Source organism: Tenacibaculum sp. E3R01, from assembly GCF_003318185.1.
GTDB classification, from domain to species: Bacteria; Bacteroidota; Bacteroidia; order Flavobacteriales; family Flavobacteriaceae; genus Polaribacter; species Polaribacter halocynthiae.
Map to the genome: position 1 here is coordinate 410,166 of NZ_QOCC01000025.1, position 20,577 is coordinate 430,742.

Annotated in this window: 17 protein-coding genes; 7 read left to right on the forward strand and 10 right to left on the reverse strand. The window is 27.9% G+C overall.

The features are described 5' to 3' along the window. Positions 1–29 precede the first annotated feature (29 nt). Positions 30–899, forward strand: coding sequence for a lipoyl synthase (lipA, locus tag DS884_RS14485; protein WP_093871325.1), 870 nt, complete (start codon positions 30–32; stop codon positions 897–899). A 241-nt stretch (positions 900–1,140) separates the two neighbouring features. Here the strand turns inward: lipA and DS884_RS14490 are convergent, their stop codons facing one another. Continuing rightward, positions 1,141–2,499: a pyridoxal-phosphate dependent enzyme gene (locus DS884_RS14490; RefSeq protein ID WP_093871326.1), complete on the reverse strand. Its 1,359-nt coding sequence runs from the start codon at positions 2,497–2,499 to the stop codon at positions 1,141–1,143. A gap of 49 nt (positions 2,500–2,548) precedes the next feature. Beyond that, positions 2,549–3,784 (reverse strand): ABC transporter permease, encoded by a 1,236-nt coding sequence (locus tag DS884_RS14495; protein ID WP_113787243.1) that lies wholly within the window; start codon positions 3,782–3,784, stop codon positions 2,549–2,551. A gap of 248 nt (positions 3,785–4,032) precedes the next feature. Between DS884_RS14495 and DS884_RS14500 the strand changes: the two genes are divergently transcribed. After that, positions 4,033–5,274, forward strand: coding sequence for an exo-beta-N-acetylmuramidase NamZ domain-containing protein (locus DS884_RS14500; protein ID WP_113787244.1), 1,242 nt, complete (start codon positions 4,033–4,035; stop codon positions 5,272–5,274). A gap of 336 nt (positions 5,275–5,610) precedes the next feature. Further along, positions 5,611–6,255, forward strand: coding sequence for a hypothetical protein (locus DS884_RS14505; protein ID WP_113787245.1), 645 nt, complete (start codon positions 5,611–5,613; stop codon positions 6,253–6,255). Positions 6,256–6,302: 47 nt separating this feature from the next. Here DS884_RS14505 and DS884_RS14510 read toward each other — a convergent pair whose 3' ends face one another. From DS884_RS14510 to DS884_RS14520, 3 genes are all read right to left on the reverse strand, one after another. After that, the gene (locus DS884_RS14510; RefSeq protein ID WP_113787246.1) at positions 6,303–7,028 is read right to left on the reverse strand and encodes a DUF6503 family protein; all 726 of its coding nucleotides are present in this window, start codon (positions 7,026–7,028) and stop codon (positions 6,303–6,305) included. Positions 7,029–7,141: 113 nt separating this feature from the next. Next, a complete protein-coding gene (locus tag DS884_RS14515; RefSeq protein ID WP_113787247.1) occupies positions 7,142–8,920 on the reverse strand; it encodes a cytochrome-c peroxidase in 1,779 nt (592 codons plus the stop codon). A 7-nt stretch (positions 8,921–8,927) separates the two neighbouring features. Continuing rightward, entirely contained in the window at positions 8,928–10,448 is a 1,521-nt protein-coding gene (locus DS884_RS14520; protein WP_199488219.1) for a phosphatase, read from the reverse strand. 559 nt (positions 10,449–11,007) lie between these two features. Here DS884_RS14520 and DS884_RS18750 point away from each other — a divergent pair. From DS884_RS18750 to DS884_RS14535, 4 genes are all read left to right on the forward strand, one after another. After that, positions 11,008–11,130: a hypothetical protein gene (locus DS884_RS18750; protein ID WP_255414826.1), complete on the forward strand. Its 123-nt coding sequence runs from the start codon at positions 11,008–11,010 to the stop codon at positions 11,128–11,130. A 1,006-nt stretch (positions 11,131–12,136) separates the two neighbouring features. Beyond that, positions 12,137–12,370, forward strand: a complete 234-nt coding sequence (locus DS884_RS14525) for a hypothetical protein (protein WP_113787248.1) — start codon at positions 12,137–12,139, stop codon at positions 12,368–12,370. A 59-nt stretch (positions 12,371–12,429) separates the two neighbouring features. Further along, positions 12,430–14,454 carry a tetratricopeptide repeat-containing sensor histidine kinase gene (locus tag DS884_RS14530; RefSeq protein WP_113787249.1) on the forward strand — a complete coding sequence of 675 codons (2,025 nt, stop codon included), beginning with the start codon at positions 12,430–12,432 and terminating at the stop codon, positions 14,452–14,454. Then, entirely contained in the window at positions 14,420–15,103 is a 684-nt protein-coding gene (locus DS884_RS14535; RefSeq protein WP_093871334.1) for a response regulator, read from the forward strand. The genes DS884_RS14530 and DS884_RS14535 overlap by 35 nt, the downstream gene beginning before the upstream one ends. A 72-nt stretch (positions 15,104–15,175) precedes the next feature. Here the strand turns inward: DS884_RS14535 and DS884_RS14540 are convergent, their stop codons facing one another. From DS884_RS14540 to lon, 5 genes are all read right to left on the reverse strand, one after another. Then, positions 15,176–15,763, reverse strand: coding sequence for a porin family protein (locus DS884_RS14540; RefSeq protein ID WP_113787250.1), 588 nt, complete (start codon positions 15,761–15,763; stop codon positions 15,176–15,178). A 107-nt stretch (positions 15,764–15,870) separates the two neighbouring features. Continuing rightward, positions 15,871–16,380, reverse strand: coding sequence for a hypothetical protein (locus DS884_RS14545; RefSeq protein WP_093871336.1), 510 nt, complete (start codon positions 16,378–16,380; stop codon positions 15,871–15,873). A 179-nt stretch (positions 16,381–16,559) separates the two neighbouring features. After that, entirely contained in the window at positions 16,560–17,042 is a 483-nt protein-coding gene (locus DS884_RS14550) for an outer membrane beta-barrel protein (RefSeq protein ID WP_113787251.1), read from the reverse strand. Positions 17,043–17,200: 158 nt separating this feature from the next. After that, positions 17,201–17,716: a porin family protein gene (locus tag DS884_RS14555; RefSeq protein ID WP_113787252.1), complete on the reverse strand. Its 516-nt coding sequence runs from the start codon at positions 17,714–17,716 to the stop codon at positions 17,201–17,203. A 231-nt stretch (positions 17,717–17,947) separates the two neighbouring features. Next, the gene (gene lon / locus DS884_RS14560; protein WP_093871339.1) at positions 17,948–20,419 is read right to left on the reverse strand and encodes an endopeptidase La; all 2,472 of its coding nucleotides are present in this window, start codon (positions 20,417–20,419) and stop codon (positions 17,948–17,950) included. Positions 20,420–20,577: the final 158 nt, after the last annotated feature.

Consider the following 20,577-nt stretch of genomic DNA (forward strand, 5'->3'; position numbering starts at 1 on the left):
ATTTGTACTTCAAATTATTTTAAGAAAGAATGGCAAACGAATCGGTTATACTTCCTGAAAGACCAAAAAAACCAAAATGGTTACGTGTAAAACTACCTGTAGGTAAAAAATATACGGAATTACGTGGACTGGTTGACAAATATAAACTGAATACTATTTGTACAAGTGGTAGCTGTCCTAATATGGGAGAATGTTGGGGAGAAGGTACTGCTACATTTATGATATTAGGTAATGTATGTACACGCTCTTGTGGTTTTTGTGGTGTAAAAACAGGTAGACCTGAAACTGTAGAATGGGATGAACCTGAAAAAGTAGCTCGTTCAATTAAGTTAATGAGTATTAAACATGCTGTTATAACTTCTGTTGATAGAGATGATTTAAAAGATGGTGGTTCTATAATTTGGGCTGAAACAGTTGACGCAATTAGAAGAGCAAATCCTAACACAACATTGGAAACATTAATACCAGATTTTCAAGGTGATGAAAAATTAATAGATAGAATTATTGAAGTACATCCAGAAGTTGTTTCTCATAATATGGAAACTGTACGTCGTTTAACACGTGAAGTTCGTATTCAAGCTAAATATGATAGAAGTTTAGGTGTTTTAAAATATTTAAAAGATAGCGGTATGAGAACTAAATCTGGTATTATGCTCGGTTTAGGTGAAACTGAAGATGAAGTTATTCAAACAATGAAAGATTTACGTGGAGTTGGTTTAGATATTATCACTATTGGTCAATATTTACAACCTACAAAAAAACATTTACCCGTAAAACAATTTATAACTCCAGATCAATTTAAAAAATATGAAACATTAGGTTTAGAAATGGGCTTTATGTATGTTGAAAGTGGTGCTTTAGTTCGTTCTTCATATAAAGCTCATAAGCATGCAAGCTAAAACCTAATATTAAATTAGAGATTTCTTAACATTTTAACACTTAAAAGTTAATTAATTGTAAAATATATAAATTTCAAATAATTTTAAGTTTAATATTTATAATTTTGGCACAGAATTTGGAAAACAATATTTGTAAAACAATAGATTTTGTTTTCATTGTGTAAATTATTTGAATTAGTTGATTAACAAAAGCCCGCTCTAATGAGCGGGCTTTTCGTTGTTTTAATATTTTAATTATTAATTAAATAGCACTAATAATATCATATTTTGTAACTATATGATGCTTTCCATTTTCTAAATCTACTAATACCGCTTGGTTTTCTTTAGTAATTAGTTTAGAAACCTCATCAATAGAAGCCGATTTTTCAACTACAGGATACATAGCTCCCATTACTTCTTTAATAGGTTTATCTGCAATATTCTTATCTTCCAAATAACTATGTAACAAAGCTGATTCATCAACAGAACCAACAAAACCATTAACATCTTTTACTGGAATTTGTGATATTTTAAATGCACGCATTCTTTCAATTGCATGTGAAACTAATTCTTCAGTTTGAATTGTTACTAAAGGCTTATCTATATGAGACTTAATCAAGTCTTCAGCAGTAGTTACTTCATCTTCTAAAAATCCTCTATTTCGCATCCAGTCATCATTAAACATTTTACCTACATAACGGCTACCATGATCATGAAATAATACAACTACAACATCATCTGGCTTAAATTCATCTTTTAATTGTAATAAACCTTTAATTGCTGAACCTGCTGAGTTACCAACGAAAATACCTTCTTCTTTAGCTATCTTACGAGTATATACAGCAGCATCTTTATCTGTAACTTTAGTAAACCCATCAATTAAGCTAAAATCAACATTCTTAGGTAAAATATCTTCTCCAATTCCTTCTGTTATATATGGGTAAATTTCATTCTCATCAAAAATTCCAGTTTCATGATATTTTTTAAATACAGAACCATAAGTGTCAATTCCCCATATTTTAATATTAGGATTTTTTTCTTTTAAGTATTTTGCGGTTCCTGAAATTGTACCTCCAGTTCCAACTCCTACTACAAAATGAGTTATCTTACCTTCTGTTTGTTCCCATATTTCAGGAGCAGTTTGCTCATAGTGAGCTGTTGCATTTGAAGGGTTATCATATTGGTTTACATACCAAGAATTTGGAGTTTCTTCACCTAAACGTTTAGATACTGAATAATATGATCTAGGGTCATCTGGTTCAACATTGGTAGGGCATACAACTACCTCAGCTCCAACTGCACGTAAAATATCCATTTTCTCTTTTGATTGCTTATCTGATATTACAAAAATACATTTGTAACCTTTTACAATAGCAGCCAATGCCAATCCCATTCCTGTATTACCAGAAGTACCTTCAATAATTGTTCCTCCAGGTTTTAAGCGTCCATCTGCTTCAGCATCTTCAATCATTTTTAACGCCATTCTATCTTTAACAGAATTTCCTGGGTTAAATGTTTCTACTTTAGCCAATACCAAAGCATCTATTTCTTTGGTAACAGAATTTAACTTAACCAAAGGAGTATTACCTATGGTTTCTAGTATATTATTAGCGTAATTCATTATAAGTTATCAGTTTTGTATTGCAAAGAAACAAAAAGTTCTTCTCAAATTAGGCAAACTTAATAGATTTTGAAGGTTGAATTTTTGTTATAATGTATGATGGTATTATTAACATTAAAAAACATAAAATCAATGTTCCTAAGTTTAAAAATAAAATAGACCAAAAATCTATAGATACAGGTACAGTAGATACATAATAATTTTCGGGATTGAGTGTTATTATTTTCAAGTATTTTTGGATACTCAAAAATACTAATCCTATAATATTTCCGTATAATAACCCCTTTAATATTAAATAAGATGCATTATATAAAAATATCTTTCTAATACTCCAATTAGAACTACCAAGAGCTTTTAATATACCAACCATTTGTACTTGTTCTAATATTAATACTAAAAGAGCAGTAACCATATTTATACCAGCTACTAAAATCATTATACCAATAATTACCCAAACATTATTATCTAATATATTCAACCAATTAAATATTAAAGGATAACTATCTACTATTGTTGAACTATTAAGAGTTGAGCCTATTGATGTATAAATTTCATTTCCTTTTTCTTTCAAGGTATCAAAATCATCTATTAATACTTCAAAACCTCCTATTTCATTATTTTTCCATTTATTAAGCCTCTGTACTTCTCGTATATCTCCAATAAGCATTGTTTTATCAAATTGCTCAAAACCTGTATTATAAATACCTACAATTACAGGCTTACGTATTTTAAAAGGTCTTTTACTATTTTCTACACTAAATACCATTTGAACAGTATCTTTTAATGTTAATTCCAGTCTTTTTGCTATTGACTCTGATATTAAAATCTCTCTATTTCTATCAAGTAAAAAATTAGGTAAACGCCCTTCCTTTAAATATTCATTAAAAAAGGTAAAATCATAATCATTTGTAACGCCTTTTAAAATTACTCCTTCAAAATCTTTAGCAGTTCTTATAACTCCAAACTTATTAGCGAAAGTTTGTACATTTTTAATACCCGCTATACTTTTAAACTTAGGGTAAAAATCTTGGTTTTTATCAATTGGAACTATTGAAACATCTGATGTATTATTATCATAGTTTACTATTTGAACATGCCCCTTAAAGCCAGACATTTTATCTCTAATTTTTTTCTGAAATCCAGAGCCTATTGATACTGCAATTAACATAATAGCTATCCCTAAAGTAATTGCTATAGTTGCAATTTTTATAATTGGAGATGATATACTATTTTTATACTCTTTACCAGCCACAATACGCTTAGCAATAAACAACTCGAAATTCAAAAGCTATGATTTTTTTAAGTATACCAAATGTACTTAATAATTTTTGAAGATTTTGATAAAAATTATCTTGAATGAAGAGCTTTCTTTTATTATATTAATAAAAATTGAAATAATCGCATATATTTGAAACTTAAGTAGAATTGAAAAAAACTCAATAATAAGCCTAAGTCTTATTATTAATAAAAGAAACTACAATATATTGTAAAATATAACAAACAAGCTTTAATTTCACTCTTAAATATCATTAAATGAAGCATTATATAAATTACCTATTCTTATTTTTTTGTTTACAATTTACTTCTTGTGCCCAACAAAAGCAGAAAAAAGATTCTCCAATAAAAAAACAAGATGAAACTTTAAAAATTGGAGCAGATAGAGTTAATTTATACCTTTCTATTTTAAAAAACAAAAATATTGCTATTGTTGCAAACCAAACTTCTACAATTACCACTTTACAGCGTGCTGAAGTTTCTAAAAACGTTATGGGATCAAAGAACGTAATGCAACACTTGGTTGATTATTTACATAGTTATAATACTATTACCGTTAAAAAAGTTTTTGCTCCTGAACATGGTTTTAGAGGTAAAGCAGATGCTGGTGAAGTTATTGTTGATGGAATTGATACTAAAACTAATTTACCTATAATTTCTTTATATGGTAAAAATAAAAAGCCTAGTTCCAAACAATTAAAAAACATTGATTATGTTGTTTTTGATATACAAGATGTTGGTGTTCGTTTTTATACCTATATTTCAACATTACACTACGTAATGGAAGCGTGTACTGAAGCAAATATTCCCGTTATAATATTAGACAGGCCCAATCCTAATGCTCACTATATAGATGGACCTGTTTTAAGTTCTAAACATAAAAGCTTTGTAGGAATGCATCCTGTTCCTGTTGTTTATGGAATGACTATTGGAGAGTACGGAAAAATGATTAATGGAGAGAAATGGTTAAAAAATGGAATTAAATGTGATTTAACTGTTATTCCTCTTGAAAACTACACACATAATACTGAATATAAATTACCTATAAAACCATCACCTAATTTACCTAATCAAAAATCTATTAACTTATACCCTAGTTTATGCTTTTTTGAAGGTACAAATGTATCAGCAGGTAGAGGTACTAATAAACAATTTCAAATTTATGGGTCTCCATATTTAAAAAATTTAAATTTTAGTTTTACACCTCAACCTAATGAAGGTGCTAAGTATCCAAAACATAAAGAAAAATTATGCCTTGGTGAAAACCTAGAAGAAACCGAATATTTATCTAGTTTACAATTAAAATGGCTGCTTAAAGCTTATAAACAAACTAGTGAAAAAGAAAAATTCTTTAATCCATTTTTCACAAAACTTGCTGGCACTGAATTACTGCAAAAGCAAATAGAAGATGGTTTGAATGAAGAAAAAATCAGAGATTCTTGGAAAAAAGAATTAAACAGTTTTAAAAAAATTAGAACTAAGTATTTACTTTACAAGTAACTCCATTAAAACAAATTAATGATTTATATTTTAAATAGTATAATGTTTTAAAAGAAGTTATAAATGACTTCTTTTTTTATGCTAATTATTTTCATAATATATGCTTGTAATTAACTCTATAAATTTACAATACTCTTTCTTTTATTTCTTATTCAGAAATACTATAAAACAACTGTTCTTCTTAGTAAATAGAGTTTATTTTTTTTAATCGTTTCATTTAATTTTATTAGTTAAAATGAGAGTCTAAACAATATCATGATAAATATCATAGTAATTATTTCTTAATACTTATAAATTTATCATTCACCAAAGTGATATCTAATTTAAATTCTAAAAATGAAACATTTTAAAAACCTCTTCTTATTTCTACTAATTGCAATCTCACTTAATAGTTGTAATACAACAGAACTTGTAGAACAATGGAAAAATCCAGAAATAGATAATCTATCAATTTCTAAAGTATTAATTGTAGGTTTAACTCCAAACATTAAAACTAGAAGAAAATTTGAAAACCAATTAAAAAAAGAATTAGAATCAAGAGGAATAGAAGCTGTTATAAGCCTAGATGTATTTGAACCTTCATTTAGAATTGAAAAAAAGTCAAAAGAAGAATTAAAAGTTATTGAAAATATTTTGACTACAAACTATTTTGATGCTGTACTATTAAGTAAAGTAAAAGGAGTTGAAAACAGAGTTATATACTCTAAAAACTATATAAGTAAAGAATCTTTAGATATTAAGTTTAAAGAAGACTACTACAACCATCAAGAGATAATTGAAAACCCTAAGTATTATGAAAAATATAAAATTTATAATGCAGAAACGTCGCTATATTGTATTTGCCCTACAAAAGATAGAGAGTTAATTTGGAAAGGAAGTATTGATATAATCGACCCTAAATCAGTAGATAAAACAGTTGACGACTATATAAACTTATTAATGATTGCTTTAGAAGAACAAAATTTATTAAGAAAAAAATAAAATACCATAGATTTTTATAATAAAATCTATGGTATGTATTATTTAATCTATAACTCTATTCTAATGTTTTCTAATACTATTTCTGAAACCTTTTTCAACTTATCCACTTCGTAAAGTTTATCTATAGTTTTAAAATCAATCTCTTTTTTTAAAGGTTTATAATTGTTATAATCTAATAAACGAATTCCTTCTACCAAATGTTCTTTCTTAATATCTCTAAATCTAACTCCTCCTTCATTCGTATGATATTTATAAGCCAAATACTCTAAATGAAACGTTTCTTTATTAAACCAATATAAAAACACATCGTCAAAATCATCTCCTCCTCCTTCTTTATTAAATGTTACCTGAATCTTATAATAACCTTTGCCTTTAATTGAAACTGGTTCTAGTAATTTTTTATTTACTGCTTTATCATTTAAACCTAAAGGTAACACAGAAAAATAGTGTACCGAATTTACTGAATTACTAAATCTATTTTCATCCTTATCTGATAACACCACCGGCTCGTTATTTTCATAACGCTTAAACCCGTTATTAGATAATACATCCTTAACTGTTAATGTATCAGATTTAGCAATTTTCGTAAATACATAGTTCCCGCTATTTCTTTTACCTTCATATAGCTTTCCTCTAAATGTAAAAGAAAGTGTTGCATTCTTAATTTTATTTACCCCTGATTTTTCTAATGATAAATCAATAATTTGTTGTGCTGTATACTCTGGTTTACAGGCAACAAATACATACAATAATAGTAGTGAAAAATATTTCATAAAGTTTTGTTTGGTTTGGTCGTAGTTATAATTCAAAATTACAAGAAAGTTTACCTAACACAACATAAAATTCTGTTAATAAAAAACTGCCCATTTAGGGCAGCTATTAGTTACTATTCATCTGTTAGAGTTTTCATAAAAGCTACAATTTCTTTTATTTCTTTATTTGATAACTTTAGTTCATCAAAAGGTAATGTTTGGTTTGGTAAATTAAAACCTAAACCAACTCCTCCTCCCTTGTTATAAAAGTCTACAACCTCTTCTAGTGTATTATATACTCCATTATGCATATAAGGAGCAGTTTTAGCTATATTTCTAATTGTAGGGGTTTTAAAAAAGTGCTTTCTTTCCTCTGTATTATATAAATAAAACCTTCCTAAGTCTTTACTTAATTTAGTAGTATCAATATCTGGAGTTCCTATGGCTTCTAATTCTGTATCATTATAATTTGGTGGCACTGTACCGTTAAAAACAGGAGCAAAATGACAAGTTGCACACAAAGCTTTTCCCATAAATAAATTGAACCCATTTTTCTCTTCTTCTGTCAAGGTATTATCTTCACCTCTTATGTTTTTATCAAACTTAGAATTAAATGTATTTAGTGTTCTTACATAAGATGCAATCGCATGTCTGATATTATATCCTATACGTTTATTCTTATACAATTTTTTAATTTTCAACTTATAAGAATCATTATTTATAACTCTTGCTACAACTGAATCCATAGACATATCAAACTCGTTATGATTTTTAACAACACCTACAACCTGACCTTCTAAACTCCCCGCTCTAGAATCCATAAAAAAACCTCTTTGATAGGTAGCATAAGTAATCGTTGGAGTATTTCGAGTTTGATTTTTATTAAATACTCTTTTTCCATCAGCAAAACCTAAATCTTTTACATGACAAGTAGCACAAGACATATTAGTTTGTTTAGAAAGAGTAACATCATTAAATAAGCTTTTACCAAATTTTATTTTTTCATTTAAAAAAGTAGTATCGCTTTTTAAATCTGAAAAATACGTTTTATTTAATGTTCCTTTTGAAAAAAGAGAAGTCATCGTATTAGATAATGCCATTTCAAAAGGAAACTTAACTTTCCAATCTTCTTGAATTTCCACTAATAACTTTAATTGCTTAGGAATGGTATTTTTAATAAAACTAAACCTATCAAAAGTATCAAAATCATGTGTCAAGTCTAAGTTAGCTTTATCCATCAACTTTATAAATCTTTTTAAAATATCTTTAGAAGAGAATTTTGGTTCACTAATTTTAAGGATATCTAAAATAGTTTTATTCGTATATATTGATTCATTTAACGACTCATTTAAAACTGGAGAATCAAAACCTGTAATACCAGTAGTAGCTATTCGTGTAATATGTTCACGTAATAACCATATTATATGGTAATCTTTTAATTGTAAGTTTAAGTTATTTTTAATCAACTTCAGCCTAGCGCTGGTTACATTTACTAAATTTGTTAATGCTAAAGTATCTAAAGAATCTTCATACAATGTTTCCTCTATAACTTGAAAACCAATTGGATTCATTACTCTAGTATCTAAACTCTCTTCACCTTTTACTATTAAAATATTAGGAGCATTTAATGATTTATAGTTATTCTTATCAGAATAAGCTAAAATAGGTTCAAGAAATTTAAAATTCTTTCTCGCATTTATATAGTACTTCTTTTTATCCTCTATATTTTCATGTGTATTTATACTGTCTAAATAATTAACTGTTGATAGTAAATGCTTTTTATAAAGTTTTTGTATTTCCTTATTTATTACATTAATACACTCGTAATTATCTTTCTTTTCATCACATGAAATAATTAAAAGCAAAAGACATACACAAAGGTATGTCTTAGCTTGATACAAACTGTTTTTCATAAATATACTATCTATCTAATCCTGTAATTATATGTAAAACAGATCCTTCTTTTCTACTATTAGCTACATCAGAGTTTGCTAATGGATCAGTAAATGCTGTTCCATCTGCAGGATCCCAACCATGATTTTGAGTAATAACCATAAAAGTATTTTTCCCTGTGTTTACAACATCAGTAACATCTATCATTCCTGTAATTTCCCATGCTTTTCCAGTATTACCATATCCTTTAGTTGCTGCATAATCTTGATTACACTCTAAAACTACTTTTAACTCTCCAGTAGTTAAGTTATACTGATATAATCTTGCATAATGATTTTTTTCAGCAACATCAAAGTATCCATTTGGATCTTCTTGTATGTATGCATAATTCTCAGTAATTAAAATATTATCAGGACTATGAAAATCTTTTGCCTTTCCAGTTAATTTGTCTCCATCTAAAATACACGTAATTTTTGCTGCTCCTGTAGGATCATTTTCATTTAATACTACTTTATAAATACGTCCATAATAAGTACCTTTATCTTTTAAACCATCTTTTCTTCTTCCTGTAACACAAAAATAAATTTCTCTATTATTTTTAGCAGAACCTCTTCTCCAATCTATGTCCTCTAATCTAGAGAATCCCATTACACCTTTAGTTTTAGCCTCAGTATCTAAAGCATTAATCTCCTTTTCAGCTAATTCAACAAATTCAGCATTATATTCAACACCTTCATTCATATCTACTTCATAATTAATTCCTGCAGATGTTACTTTTAAGCCATATAACTTACCACCATTTAAGTCTCCTTGATTTCCTACATACATACCTAATTGACCTGAAGGTGTATTATTATCACTATGGTCATCACCTATGAAAACAACAGTTTTACCTGCATAAGCATCTTTTCCTATTGCTACTGCATTTTCTGTAGACCATTGTCCCAAAGCTGTTAACATAGTAGCACTTCCTGCTGCACTTGCATTTTTTGTTGGATCTGTAGAAAAAATTCCTTTTGAAGAACCTCCCCATTCTCCACCAGACAAATACAAAGGACCAAATCCGTGTTCTTGTGGTGTTATTAAAGAACCTGAACATTGTGCTGTATTTCCTGTAGCTTGAGCATTTAAAATATAATCTCCTGAAGTTGGTCTTAATTTTTCATTTAGCTTAATTCTTGCAATTGAATAATCTGCCTCAATATTATTAATTAATGTAAAACTTCCATCAGACTCTGCTAATAAACCAGCACCATCAGCCATAGAACCATATACAAAATTAGGACTATTTGGTATTACATCTTCCGATGATAAAATCGGAGTAATTTTTAAATGAGAAAATTGTCCTGTTACTTTTAAAAAGTTAGGTGTTTTTGATGCTGTTAAATATACTGATGAATTTGAACCATCTGTTCCATTATTTCCATCCTTACCATCTTTTCCGTCAATTCCATTTACACCATCTATTCCGTCTTTACATGATATAAATCCCCCTATGATACATGTTAAAGTAGTTAATGCAATTTTACTTAAATTTAATTTCTTCATTATTCTCTATTTGTTTAGCTTTAATAATTCCACAAATCAACATCTATGAAATTACCTTATCCTTATCTTAGCTTTAAATTCATATAAGCTAAAGGTTAACAACTTTATTAAAACATGAATAACTAGAATTACTATAAATAAGAATACTTTTAAAACAAAAAAAAACGTCAATAATTGACGTTTTTTACCCTTTCATACCCATATAAATATGGAAAAATATAAAGAATCCTCACTAATACTTAAGCAAAAATAATTCAAATAATGCTTCGATTTAAACAATGAGAAATTCAGATTCTTTATAAAGCTTTTTCATAGAAATTTTCCCCGACGACTCCTAGTATTATTTTTTTACATTGTTTATTTTAACCTTGTTTGATTAAGATTTTTAGTATGACACAAAGATATTTAGACTTTTTCTTATTGTGGTAAGTCAATGACTTACTTTTAGTAAGTCATTGACTTACTTTTTACCATTTTTACATACTTATTTACCATTATTAACTAAAAAGAACTTTTTAATCTTTTAAAAACCAATATATTTGCTACCGAAATGAAAGAAATGAATACTCACATATCAGCAAAAGCACTAACTAACAGTCGTCAATTTCAAGGAATTGATGAAGTAATTGTATTAAAAAAGGCGCTATATGTATATTCTAGTAATTATTTTAAGATGAAATAACCCTAAAAATTTAACTATACATAAGCGTCCAAGTAAATTTGGACGCTTTTTTTTATATTTTTTTTAAGCATAATGATGAAAATTTAAATACATAAAATATAATTGAATTTGAACACTAAGCAATTGAACATTAAAACATTGCATACTCAACCATAACTTAGAGACTCTCTGAGAAGGAATACTGCGTTAAAAAAACACATCTAAAGTACTGAAAAACAATAGCTTAACATAAAATAAAGTTTGTGTATTTCAAAAAACAATATAATATTTGCACCATCAAATAAAATGAATAATTAAATAATAACCATATGTATTTACACAGAAAGATAAGTAATGAGTTTGTTTGGCTAAATGGAGCAGGTTCTGGCGTAGTAATAAATAGGGATGCAATTTGTAAAATAAAATATAGAAAAGTGAGGTAACAAAACTCACATACTATACACAATATACCAAAGGCGTCTTTTTAACAAAAGATGTCTTTTTTATTACAGAAAAAACAACTAAACATCCAAACTAAACAGTAATCCATTTTAAAAATGTTAAAATACGTGAATTTATTGCCTATATCATAAAAAAAATGTATATTAGGTATATGAAAAATTAAAAAATGCTATGAGAACATTAAAATTGCACATACTAAATGAAAAAGGACGTTTACTCATCCAAATGCAACGCTTACTAAAATTACGAACACCGTAAGATTAAAACCCACTAATTTAGGGTTCAAATCAACTAGCGTCATTTCAAAATTACAAACGCTTCCTAATTTATCGACAAAGTAGAGTTTACATGAAGTCTGTTGTACTCAATAGGCCTTATAAGTAATACATCTTCATTAAGCTGGCATTCGCCTGCTATTAATTCTGCTAACATTCTCAAATTCTGAGATGTATGGTTATGCCGTTAATTTAAAATTAGCGCATTAACACTATCGAAAAACATTCGATGTAACTATTGCTGCATATGCGGCATGGGAAACTAATGTCAACTATTAAAATTGAAAATTATGAAAACTTTAAAAACTATTCTAGGTCTAATTGCTATACTATTAATAACTACTTCTTGTACTGATTTAAGTGAAGACTTAACACTACAAGACAAAATAAAGAAAGACAATATTACAAACACTATGAAACCAGATACTTTACCTTCTGATACTGGTGGAACGCCAGGTAATGGTTCTAATCAAGATACTGGTGGTAATAATGGTGAAGATGGAGATGGAGGTAAAGGAAATTAATCTAATAAAACTTAAAGGCTTTAACAAATGTTAAAGCCTTTTTTTTTAGTTTTGCTAACATGTACTTAAATTTAAATTATTTAAAAACAGCAACAATATTATTACTCTTTTATACAGTAACCTCTCTTGGGTATCAAAATGATAGTGTAAATATTTGGATTAAAATGTCCAAAAATAAAGAGCTCAATAGAAAGCATAAAAAAATACTTCTACTAAAAGCCTATAATTATGTTAATAATAATTCCAAAGATTATCCATTAGAATTGAGCTCAATCGCTTACGAGTTTTTTAAAATTAAGGATACAGTCAATTTCTTTAAGATCAATAAAGATGCTTTATTATTAGCTAAAAAAACTAATAATTACAATGTAATAGGTGATGCTCATTGGAATTATGCTACATTTTTTGTAAGAAATGAATTCTATGAAAAAGCGTACTTTCATTTTAACAAAGCCTATGATTGCTTTCTTAAAATAAATAAAAAAAAGGAAGCTGCTCAATTATTATATGGAATGGCTATAATAAAAGGTAAGTATAGAGACTATACAGGTAGTGAAATTCTGAACGTAAAATCAATAGAGATTTTTAAGGAATTAAGAGATAATAAAAACCTTTATAGAGTATATAATCATTTAGCTAACTTACAAAGTGATATTAAAAAATATAATAGAGCTCTATTTTATTATAATAAGTCTATTAACTTTTTAAATAAAACAAAAATTAAGAAAAAAAAATATGAAATAATATTAAACAATATTGGTAGAACATATTTTTTAAAAAAACAATATTCTAAAGCTTTAGAATTTTATAATAAAGCTTTAATTAATAATTATCAAAAAGAAAATTTTGCCAGAATAATAAGTAATCGTGCTTATTGTAAATTATTTTTAAACGATACTCTAGGTGTAAGAAATGATTTATATAAAGCTTTTTTTATAAGGGATAGTTTAAAAGATAAAACAAATATTCTTGCTTCTAAATTATATATATCAGATTATTATAAATATGTAAAAGATACCCTCAAAGCTTTTCAATATGCTAAAGAAGCAAATATCTTAGCAAAGCAAATAAAAAATGGGGGCGATTATTTAACCTCTTTAAAACAACTAGCAAATCTTGACTCAGAAAACTCTAAAAAATATTTAGATCGTTATATTGAGTTTAATGATAGCTTAATAAGTGCTGAACGTAGAATTCAAAATAAATTTACTCGTATTGAGTTTGAAACTGATGAATATATTGAAGAAACGGAACGGCTATCTCAACAACGTATTTGGATCATCGTTACTAGTATTGCTGGTGTATTTATTTTAAGTTTATTATACTTTTTACGTGTACAAAAAGTGCAAAATGAAAAATTAAGTATTGAAGCTGAGCATCAAAAAGCAAATGAAGAAGTATATGTTTTAACATTACAACAACAAGCTAAACTAGAGGAAGAACGTATTAAAGAGCGTAATAGAATATCAGAAGAGTTGCATGATGGCATTTTAGGAAAACTATTTGGAACTCGTTTTGGCTTAGGGTTTTTACCAATAAAAGGAGAAGAACAAACACTTGAAAAACATCAAAGTTTATTAAATGAGCTACAAGATATTGAAAAAGAAATTAGAGATGTTTCTCATAAATTAAGTGATAATTTTAGTAACTCAGATATTAACTTTACCTCTATTATTAAACAATTATTAGAAGATAAAGGCGTTATTGGTAACTTTACGCACAACATTACATTTTCTCCTGATATAGTATGGAAAGATATTAATGAAATTACAAAAGCTAATATTTATAGAATTATTCAAGAAGCTTTACAAAATATCATTAAGCATGCTAAAGCAAAAAATGTTATCTTAGATTTTTCTTTAAAAAATCAAGATTTAGTTATCAAAATTCAAGATAATGGAGTTGGTTTTAATAGTAAAAAAGGTAAAAAAGGAATAGGATTAAAAAATATAAAAACGAGAATTGAAAAATTAAAAGGAAGCATTGAAATAAAATCCGAAATTAATGTAGGTACTACCCTACTCATTAACACCCCTTACATCCAAAAAGATGGAAAAAAAACAATTAACAGCGTTAATAATTGATGATCACCCTTTAATATCAGAAGCTTATAAAAGTGCTTTTCAATACATAGAAAGTCAGGAAAATGAATATCGTTTTGAAATTCATGTAAAACACAATTGTGATGATGCTTGTGCTATTATTAAAGAATACTCAAGCTTGAAAAACAAAATTGATGTTATTTTTTTAGATATGCGATTACCTGCATCAAAAGATGGCACTATACTTTCAGGTGAAGATTTAGGCTTAAAAATAAACCAGCTATTACCCGATTCAAAAATTATTGTTTCTACTACCTTTAATGATAATTTTAGAGTGCATAGTATTTTAAGAAATATTAATCCTGATGGTTTTTTAGTAAAAAATGATATTACACCACAAGAACTAGTTACAGCTATAAAAGAAGTTATTACTGCCCCTCCATACTACAGTAAAACAGTAATGAAGTTAATACGAAATCAAATTGCAAGTGATTATGTATTAGATGATATAGATAGAAAAATATTGTATGAGCTTTCTATAGGTAATAGAATGAAAAAATTACCTGAGGTTATTCCGCTTTCTTTTGCTGGTATTCAAAAAAGAAAAAGACAATTAGCTAAAGTATTTGATGTAGATGGTAATGATGATAGAGAGCTAATTTTGGTGGCAAGAGATAAAGGTTTTTTATAAAATTTAATATCAAAAAAAACAAAAAGGGAACTATAAAAAAATAGTTCCCTTTTATATTTATGTCTTTTTTACTTAGAAATTATACCCTACAGAAACTTGAAAAACTCCGTTTTTAATATCTGTACCATTTTCTTTCGCTAAGTTAGATAATCCTAAATTATAACGAGCTCCAAAATTTAAGCCATTATTTAATTTATATCCTAAACCAAAGTTTAAACCAAAATCCATGTCCTCAGCGTTTTCTTTAAAATCTTGAGTATTTGAAACACTAGCAGTTTCAGCTTTAGTTTTAGCTGATAATAAAAATCCTAATTGAGGTCCTGCTTCAATACTAAAGTTGTCAATTACATAATATTTAGCCATAACAGGAAGGTATAAGTAATCTACTTTTGTAGTAAATTCAAAATTTACTCCTCCTTGCTCTCTTTCATACTTCATACCTTGTGCAGAGTATAATAATTCTGGTTGAATAGAGAATTTATCAGTTATTTTGAACTCAACAACTCCACCAACATGGAAAGAAGTTCTTACACTTGAGTTATCTGGAATATCTCCTGTTAAGTTAGCAAAGTTCACTCCTGCCTTTACACCAAAATCAATATCTTGTGCTTTAGCTGTAAAACCTAAAGCTACCATAGCAATTACTAATAATTTTTTCATAATTTAAAATTTTTAAGATTGATAATCTACTTTTGAATATAAAACAAAATAAAAAAGGGAACTATTAAAAATAGTTCCCTTTTTTTGTACTTGTTCTGTTTATACTACTATAAAGAAAAAGAGTAAGTTCCTCCAATTCCGAATGTAGCAGCAGTAGAAGTTACATCAATAGATAATGGTCCAATTCCAACAGTTTGGCTTACGCTAGCTGCAGAATAATCAAGGTGTAACGTAATTTTGTCAGTTACTTTGTAACCTACAAGAGCACGGTAATAAAAACCTCCATCATTAGCATCAGGTCTGATCCCAATACCGTAACCTAAATCAGCACCAATAGTAACTTTTTCAGCTACAGCGTAACGTGCAGCAGCAGATAATGGTAAAAAAGCGAAATCAGCTCCTTCTCCATTAAAGTGGATGTAAGATACAGATGGTCCTACTTGAAACTTATCAGAAACATTAAATAAATAGTTTGCTTCAATAGCTCCTGTAACATCAAATGCATCACTTGCATCTCCTACTGGTAAACCAATAGTTCCACCAACATTAAGTTGTCCTTCTTGTGCGTTAACAGCTAATCCAAAAGCCATCATTGCTACTAATAATAATTTTTTCATAATTTTTTAATTATATGTTTGAAAGGACAAATGTAGTCCTATACTTTAAATAACACCTACTTTTTTTTGTGTTTTTTTGTTAAAAATTAAGATAAAACCCATCTTTATTTTAACCATTATTTAACATACTAATAGGTAGGGCTCTTAGCTCTACGCTCAATATGTACTAATAATATATTTTACAAAGCAAACATTACACCCAATCCAAAATTAGACATAGTTGCTCCATCATTTGTAATACCTGAATATGTTGCTTGTACCATTAATTTTTCTGAAACATTATATCCTATCATTGGTCTGTAATAAAAACCTCCTTGATTTCCAGTATTCATACCTACAGCATATCCTAAATCACCACCAAAAGTAAACTTATCAGAAGGACTAAACCTTGCTGCTGCAGATACTGGCAAAAATTGAAAATCTCCAATACCAACATTACCAATTGTTTTTCCAAAATAATTTACAAATGATACTGAAGGACCTACTTTAAATTGATCTGAAACATTAAAAAGGTAATTTGCTTCTGCACTAAGAGTAAAAGAGGTAGCATTACTTGCATCTCCAGTTGGAATTCCTACGTTAGCTCCAATATTAAACTGTCCATCTTGTGCGTTAACCGCTAAACCAAATGCCATCATAGCAACTACTAATAATTTTTTCATAATTTAAGTTTTTATGTTTTAAGTTATTTCGTTCTTTCTAATCAAAAGAGATGCCAAAATAAAAATCACTCAAATTTTTAAAACATTATTTAAAATATAAGCACAAAAAAAAGGAGAATGATTACATTCTCCTTTTTAAATTTATTATATGTATTAATTTAGAACCTGTATCCTAAACCAATTTGAAAATAATCTATTTTAGTAGATACTGCAGCATTTTCTACTCTATTAGTTAATCCAAAAGAATATCTAGCAGTAGCAAAAAGGTTATCAGTAAAATCGTAACCAGCTCCAGCAGCTAAACCTAAACCGAAAGTATTAGTATTATCAGCAGCTTCATCAACTAATAAATCTAACATTGGTCCTGCTAAAATTGAAAAGTCTTCAGCTACATAATATTTAGCTAAAATTGGCATAGTAATAACATTAATAGAATTATCATTTTTAAATGACGCAGTGTATGCTAATTCTGGTTGGATGTTAAATTTTTCAGAAACTTTAATGTCTGCAAAAAAACCTACATAAAACCCAGATGCTCCTTCAGAAGCAGAAATTCCATTTGCAGATGCTTTTACTATCATATTACTAAAACCTCCAGTAATACCAAAAGATGTTTCTTGTGCGTTAACAGCTAAACCAAATGCCATCATAGCAACTAATAATAATTTTTTCATAATTCTAAATCTTTATAATTTTAAAGTTGGCAAAAATAACATTTTTTTTTAAAAATTTAACATGATTTTAATAAAAAATCAAATTGCCAATTCCTACAGAATAGCATATTACTAATAATCAAAATGTTATAAATCAAAAAAACAGTTAAAAAGGGATCCTTTTAACTGTTTTTTATAAAGAATTACAAATTCTATTCGTGTAAAAAATTATCTATAATTGATTAAAATATTTTACTTTTCTTTTTTAGTTACTAATTTTCTTGCATTTTTTACCTTTTGCTTAGTTAATGCAATATCAATTACCTCACTCATTTCAGTTACAAAATGAAACTTCAATCCTTTTAAATAGCTTTGCTTAATTTCTTCAATATCCTTTTTATTTTCTTTACATAAAATTATTTCTTTAATATTAGCTCTTTTAGCTGCTAATATTTTTTCTTTAATTCCTCCAACTGGTAACACTTTTCCTCTTAATGTTATTTCTCCAGTCATAGCTAATTTGTTTTTAACTTTACGTTGAGTAAATACAGATACTAAAGATGTTAACATGGTAATACCAGCACTTGGCCCATCTTTAGGAGTTGCTCCTTCAGGAACATGAATATGTACATCATAATTATCTATAACTTCAGGCTCTATTCCAAATTCTTCAACATTTGCCTTAATATATTTCATGGCAATAGTAGAAGATTCTTTCATCACTGTTCCTAAATTACCTGTGATTGATAGATTCCCTTTTCCTTTAGAAAGTATCGATTCGATAAATAAGATGTCACCTCCTACACTTGTCCAAGCTAAACCTGTAACAACACCAGCTGTATCATTATTCTCATACTTATCTCTTTCTAAACGTGCTGCTCCTAAAATAGTTTCTATATCTTCAGTTGTTAAAGCAATATTATACGCTTCTTCCATAGCTATAGATTTTGCAGCATAACGAACTACTTTTGCTACTTGCTTTTCTAATCCGCGAACTCCAGATTCTCTAGTATACCCTTCTACAATTTTTTCAATTTGAGCTTTTCCTAATTTTAAATGCTCATTATTTAATCCATGTTCTTTTAATTGTTTAGGTAATAAATATTTTTTAGCGATTTCTATTTTTTCTTCAATAGTATACCCTGTTACATTTATAATTTCCATACGGTCACGTAATGCCCATGGAATTTGCCCTAAATTATTTGCTGTAGCAATAAATAACACTTTAGAAAGATCATAACCAACTTCTAAATAATTATCATAAAACTCAGTATTTTGCTCAGGGTCTAATACTTCTAACATTGCTGAAGAAGGATCACCTTGATGACTTTGGCTTAATTTATCAATTTCATCTAATACAAATACAGGGTTAGAAGTTCCTGATTTTTTAATATTTTGAATTAAACGCCCTGGCATAGCTCCAATATACGTTTTTCTATGCCCTCTAATTTCTGCTTCATCACGTAACCCTCCTAAAGACATACGTACATATTTACGTCCTAAAGCTTCAGCTACAGATTTACCTAATGATGTTTTACCTACCCCTGGAGGTCCGTATAAACAAATAATTGGCGATTTCATATCACCTCGTAACTTTAAAACAGCTAAATGTTCAATAATACGTTCTTTAACTTTTTCTAGCCCAAAATGATCTCTATCTAATATTTTTTGAGCCTTTTTTAAATCAAATTTATCTTTAGAATATTCTCCCCAAGGTAATTCTAACATTAACTCTAAATAGTTACGTTGTACACCATACTCAGCCATTTGAGGGTTCATTCTCTTCAAACGATTCAATTCCTTTTCAAAAGTTTCAGCTACTTCTTTTCCCCATTTTTTAGATTTAGATTTAATTCTCATTTCATCTAATTCTTGATCATTTGAAACACCACCTAATTCATCTTGAATAGTTTTTAGTTGCTGATGTAAATAATATTCACGCTGTTGTTTATCTAAATCAGATCTAGTTTTAGATTGAATATCATTACGTAACTGTAATCGCTGAAGTTCTTTGTTTAAATTCTTTAATGTTAAAAGGGCACGTTCTTTTAAATTATCTTTTTCAAGTAAAACTTGTTTTTGGGCAATACTTAATTCCATATTAGATGAAATAAAGTTTACTAAAAACGAATTAGATTGAATATTTTTAATTGCAAAAGAAGCTTCAGAAGGTAACATTGGATTCTCTTTTATTACCTCAAGAGCTAACTCTTTTATAGAATCAATTATAGCATTAAATTCTTTTTTATCATCTATTTCTCTTTCATCAATAGCTTCTTTAACATTAGCTTTTAAATAAGGCTCTTGTTGAGTTACTTCAGTAATTTCAAAACGTTTCTTTCCTTGAATAATAACTGTTGTATTACCGTCAGGCATTTTTAACACTCTTAAAATTTGAGCAACTACACCAGTTTTATGTATATCATCAACTGTTGGGTCTTCTACTTCACCATTCTTTTGAGCAACAACTCCTACAACTTTATCTCCTTTATTCGCGTCTTTTATAAGTTGAATTGATTTATCTCTACCTGCCGTAATTGGAATTACAACTCCTGGAAATAATACTGTATTTCTTAAAGGTAATATAGGTAGTTCATTAGGAACATCTTCATTATTCATATTTTCCTCATCTTCTGGAGTTAATAAAGGAATCAACTCAGAATTTTCGTTAAATACGTCTTGAAGCGACAAATTGTCTAAATGTATAATTTTTGATTTACTCATAATTTTTTATCTGTCATGTTGGCATTTTGTTTATTTACAAAACAATTATAAAACGCCATTTTAAAAATATAAAACTCTTAAAAACAAGTAATTAGCGCAATTAACTTTTTTTAAGACACTTATATAGGTCAATTCTTATGCCAAGAGCTCCCCTACAA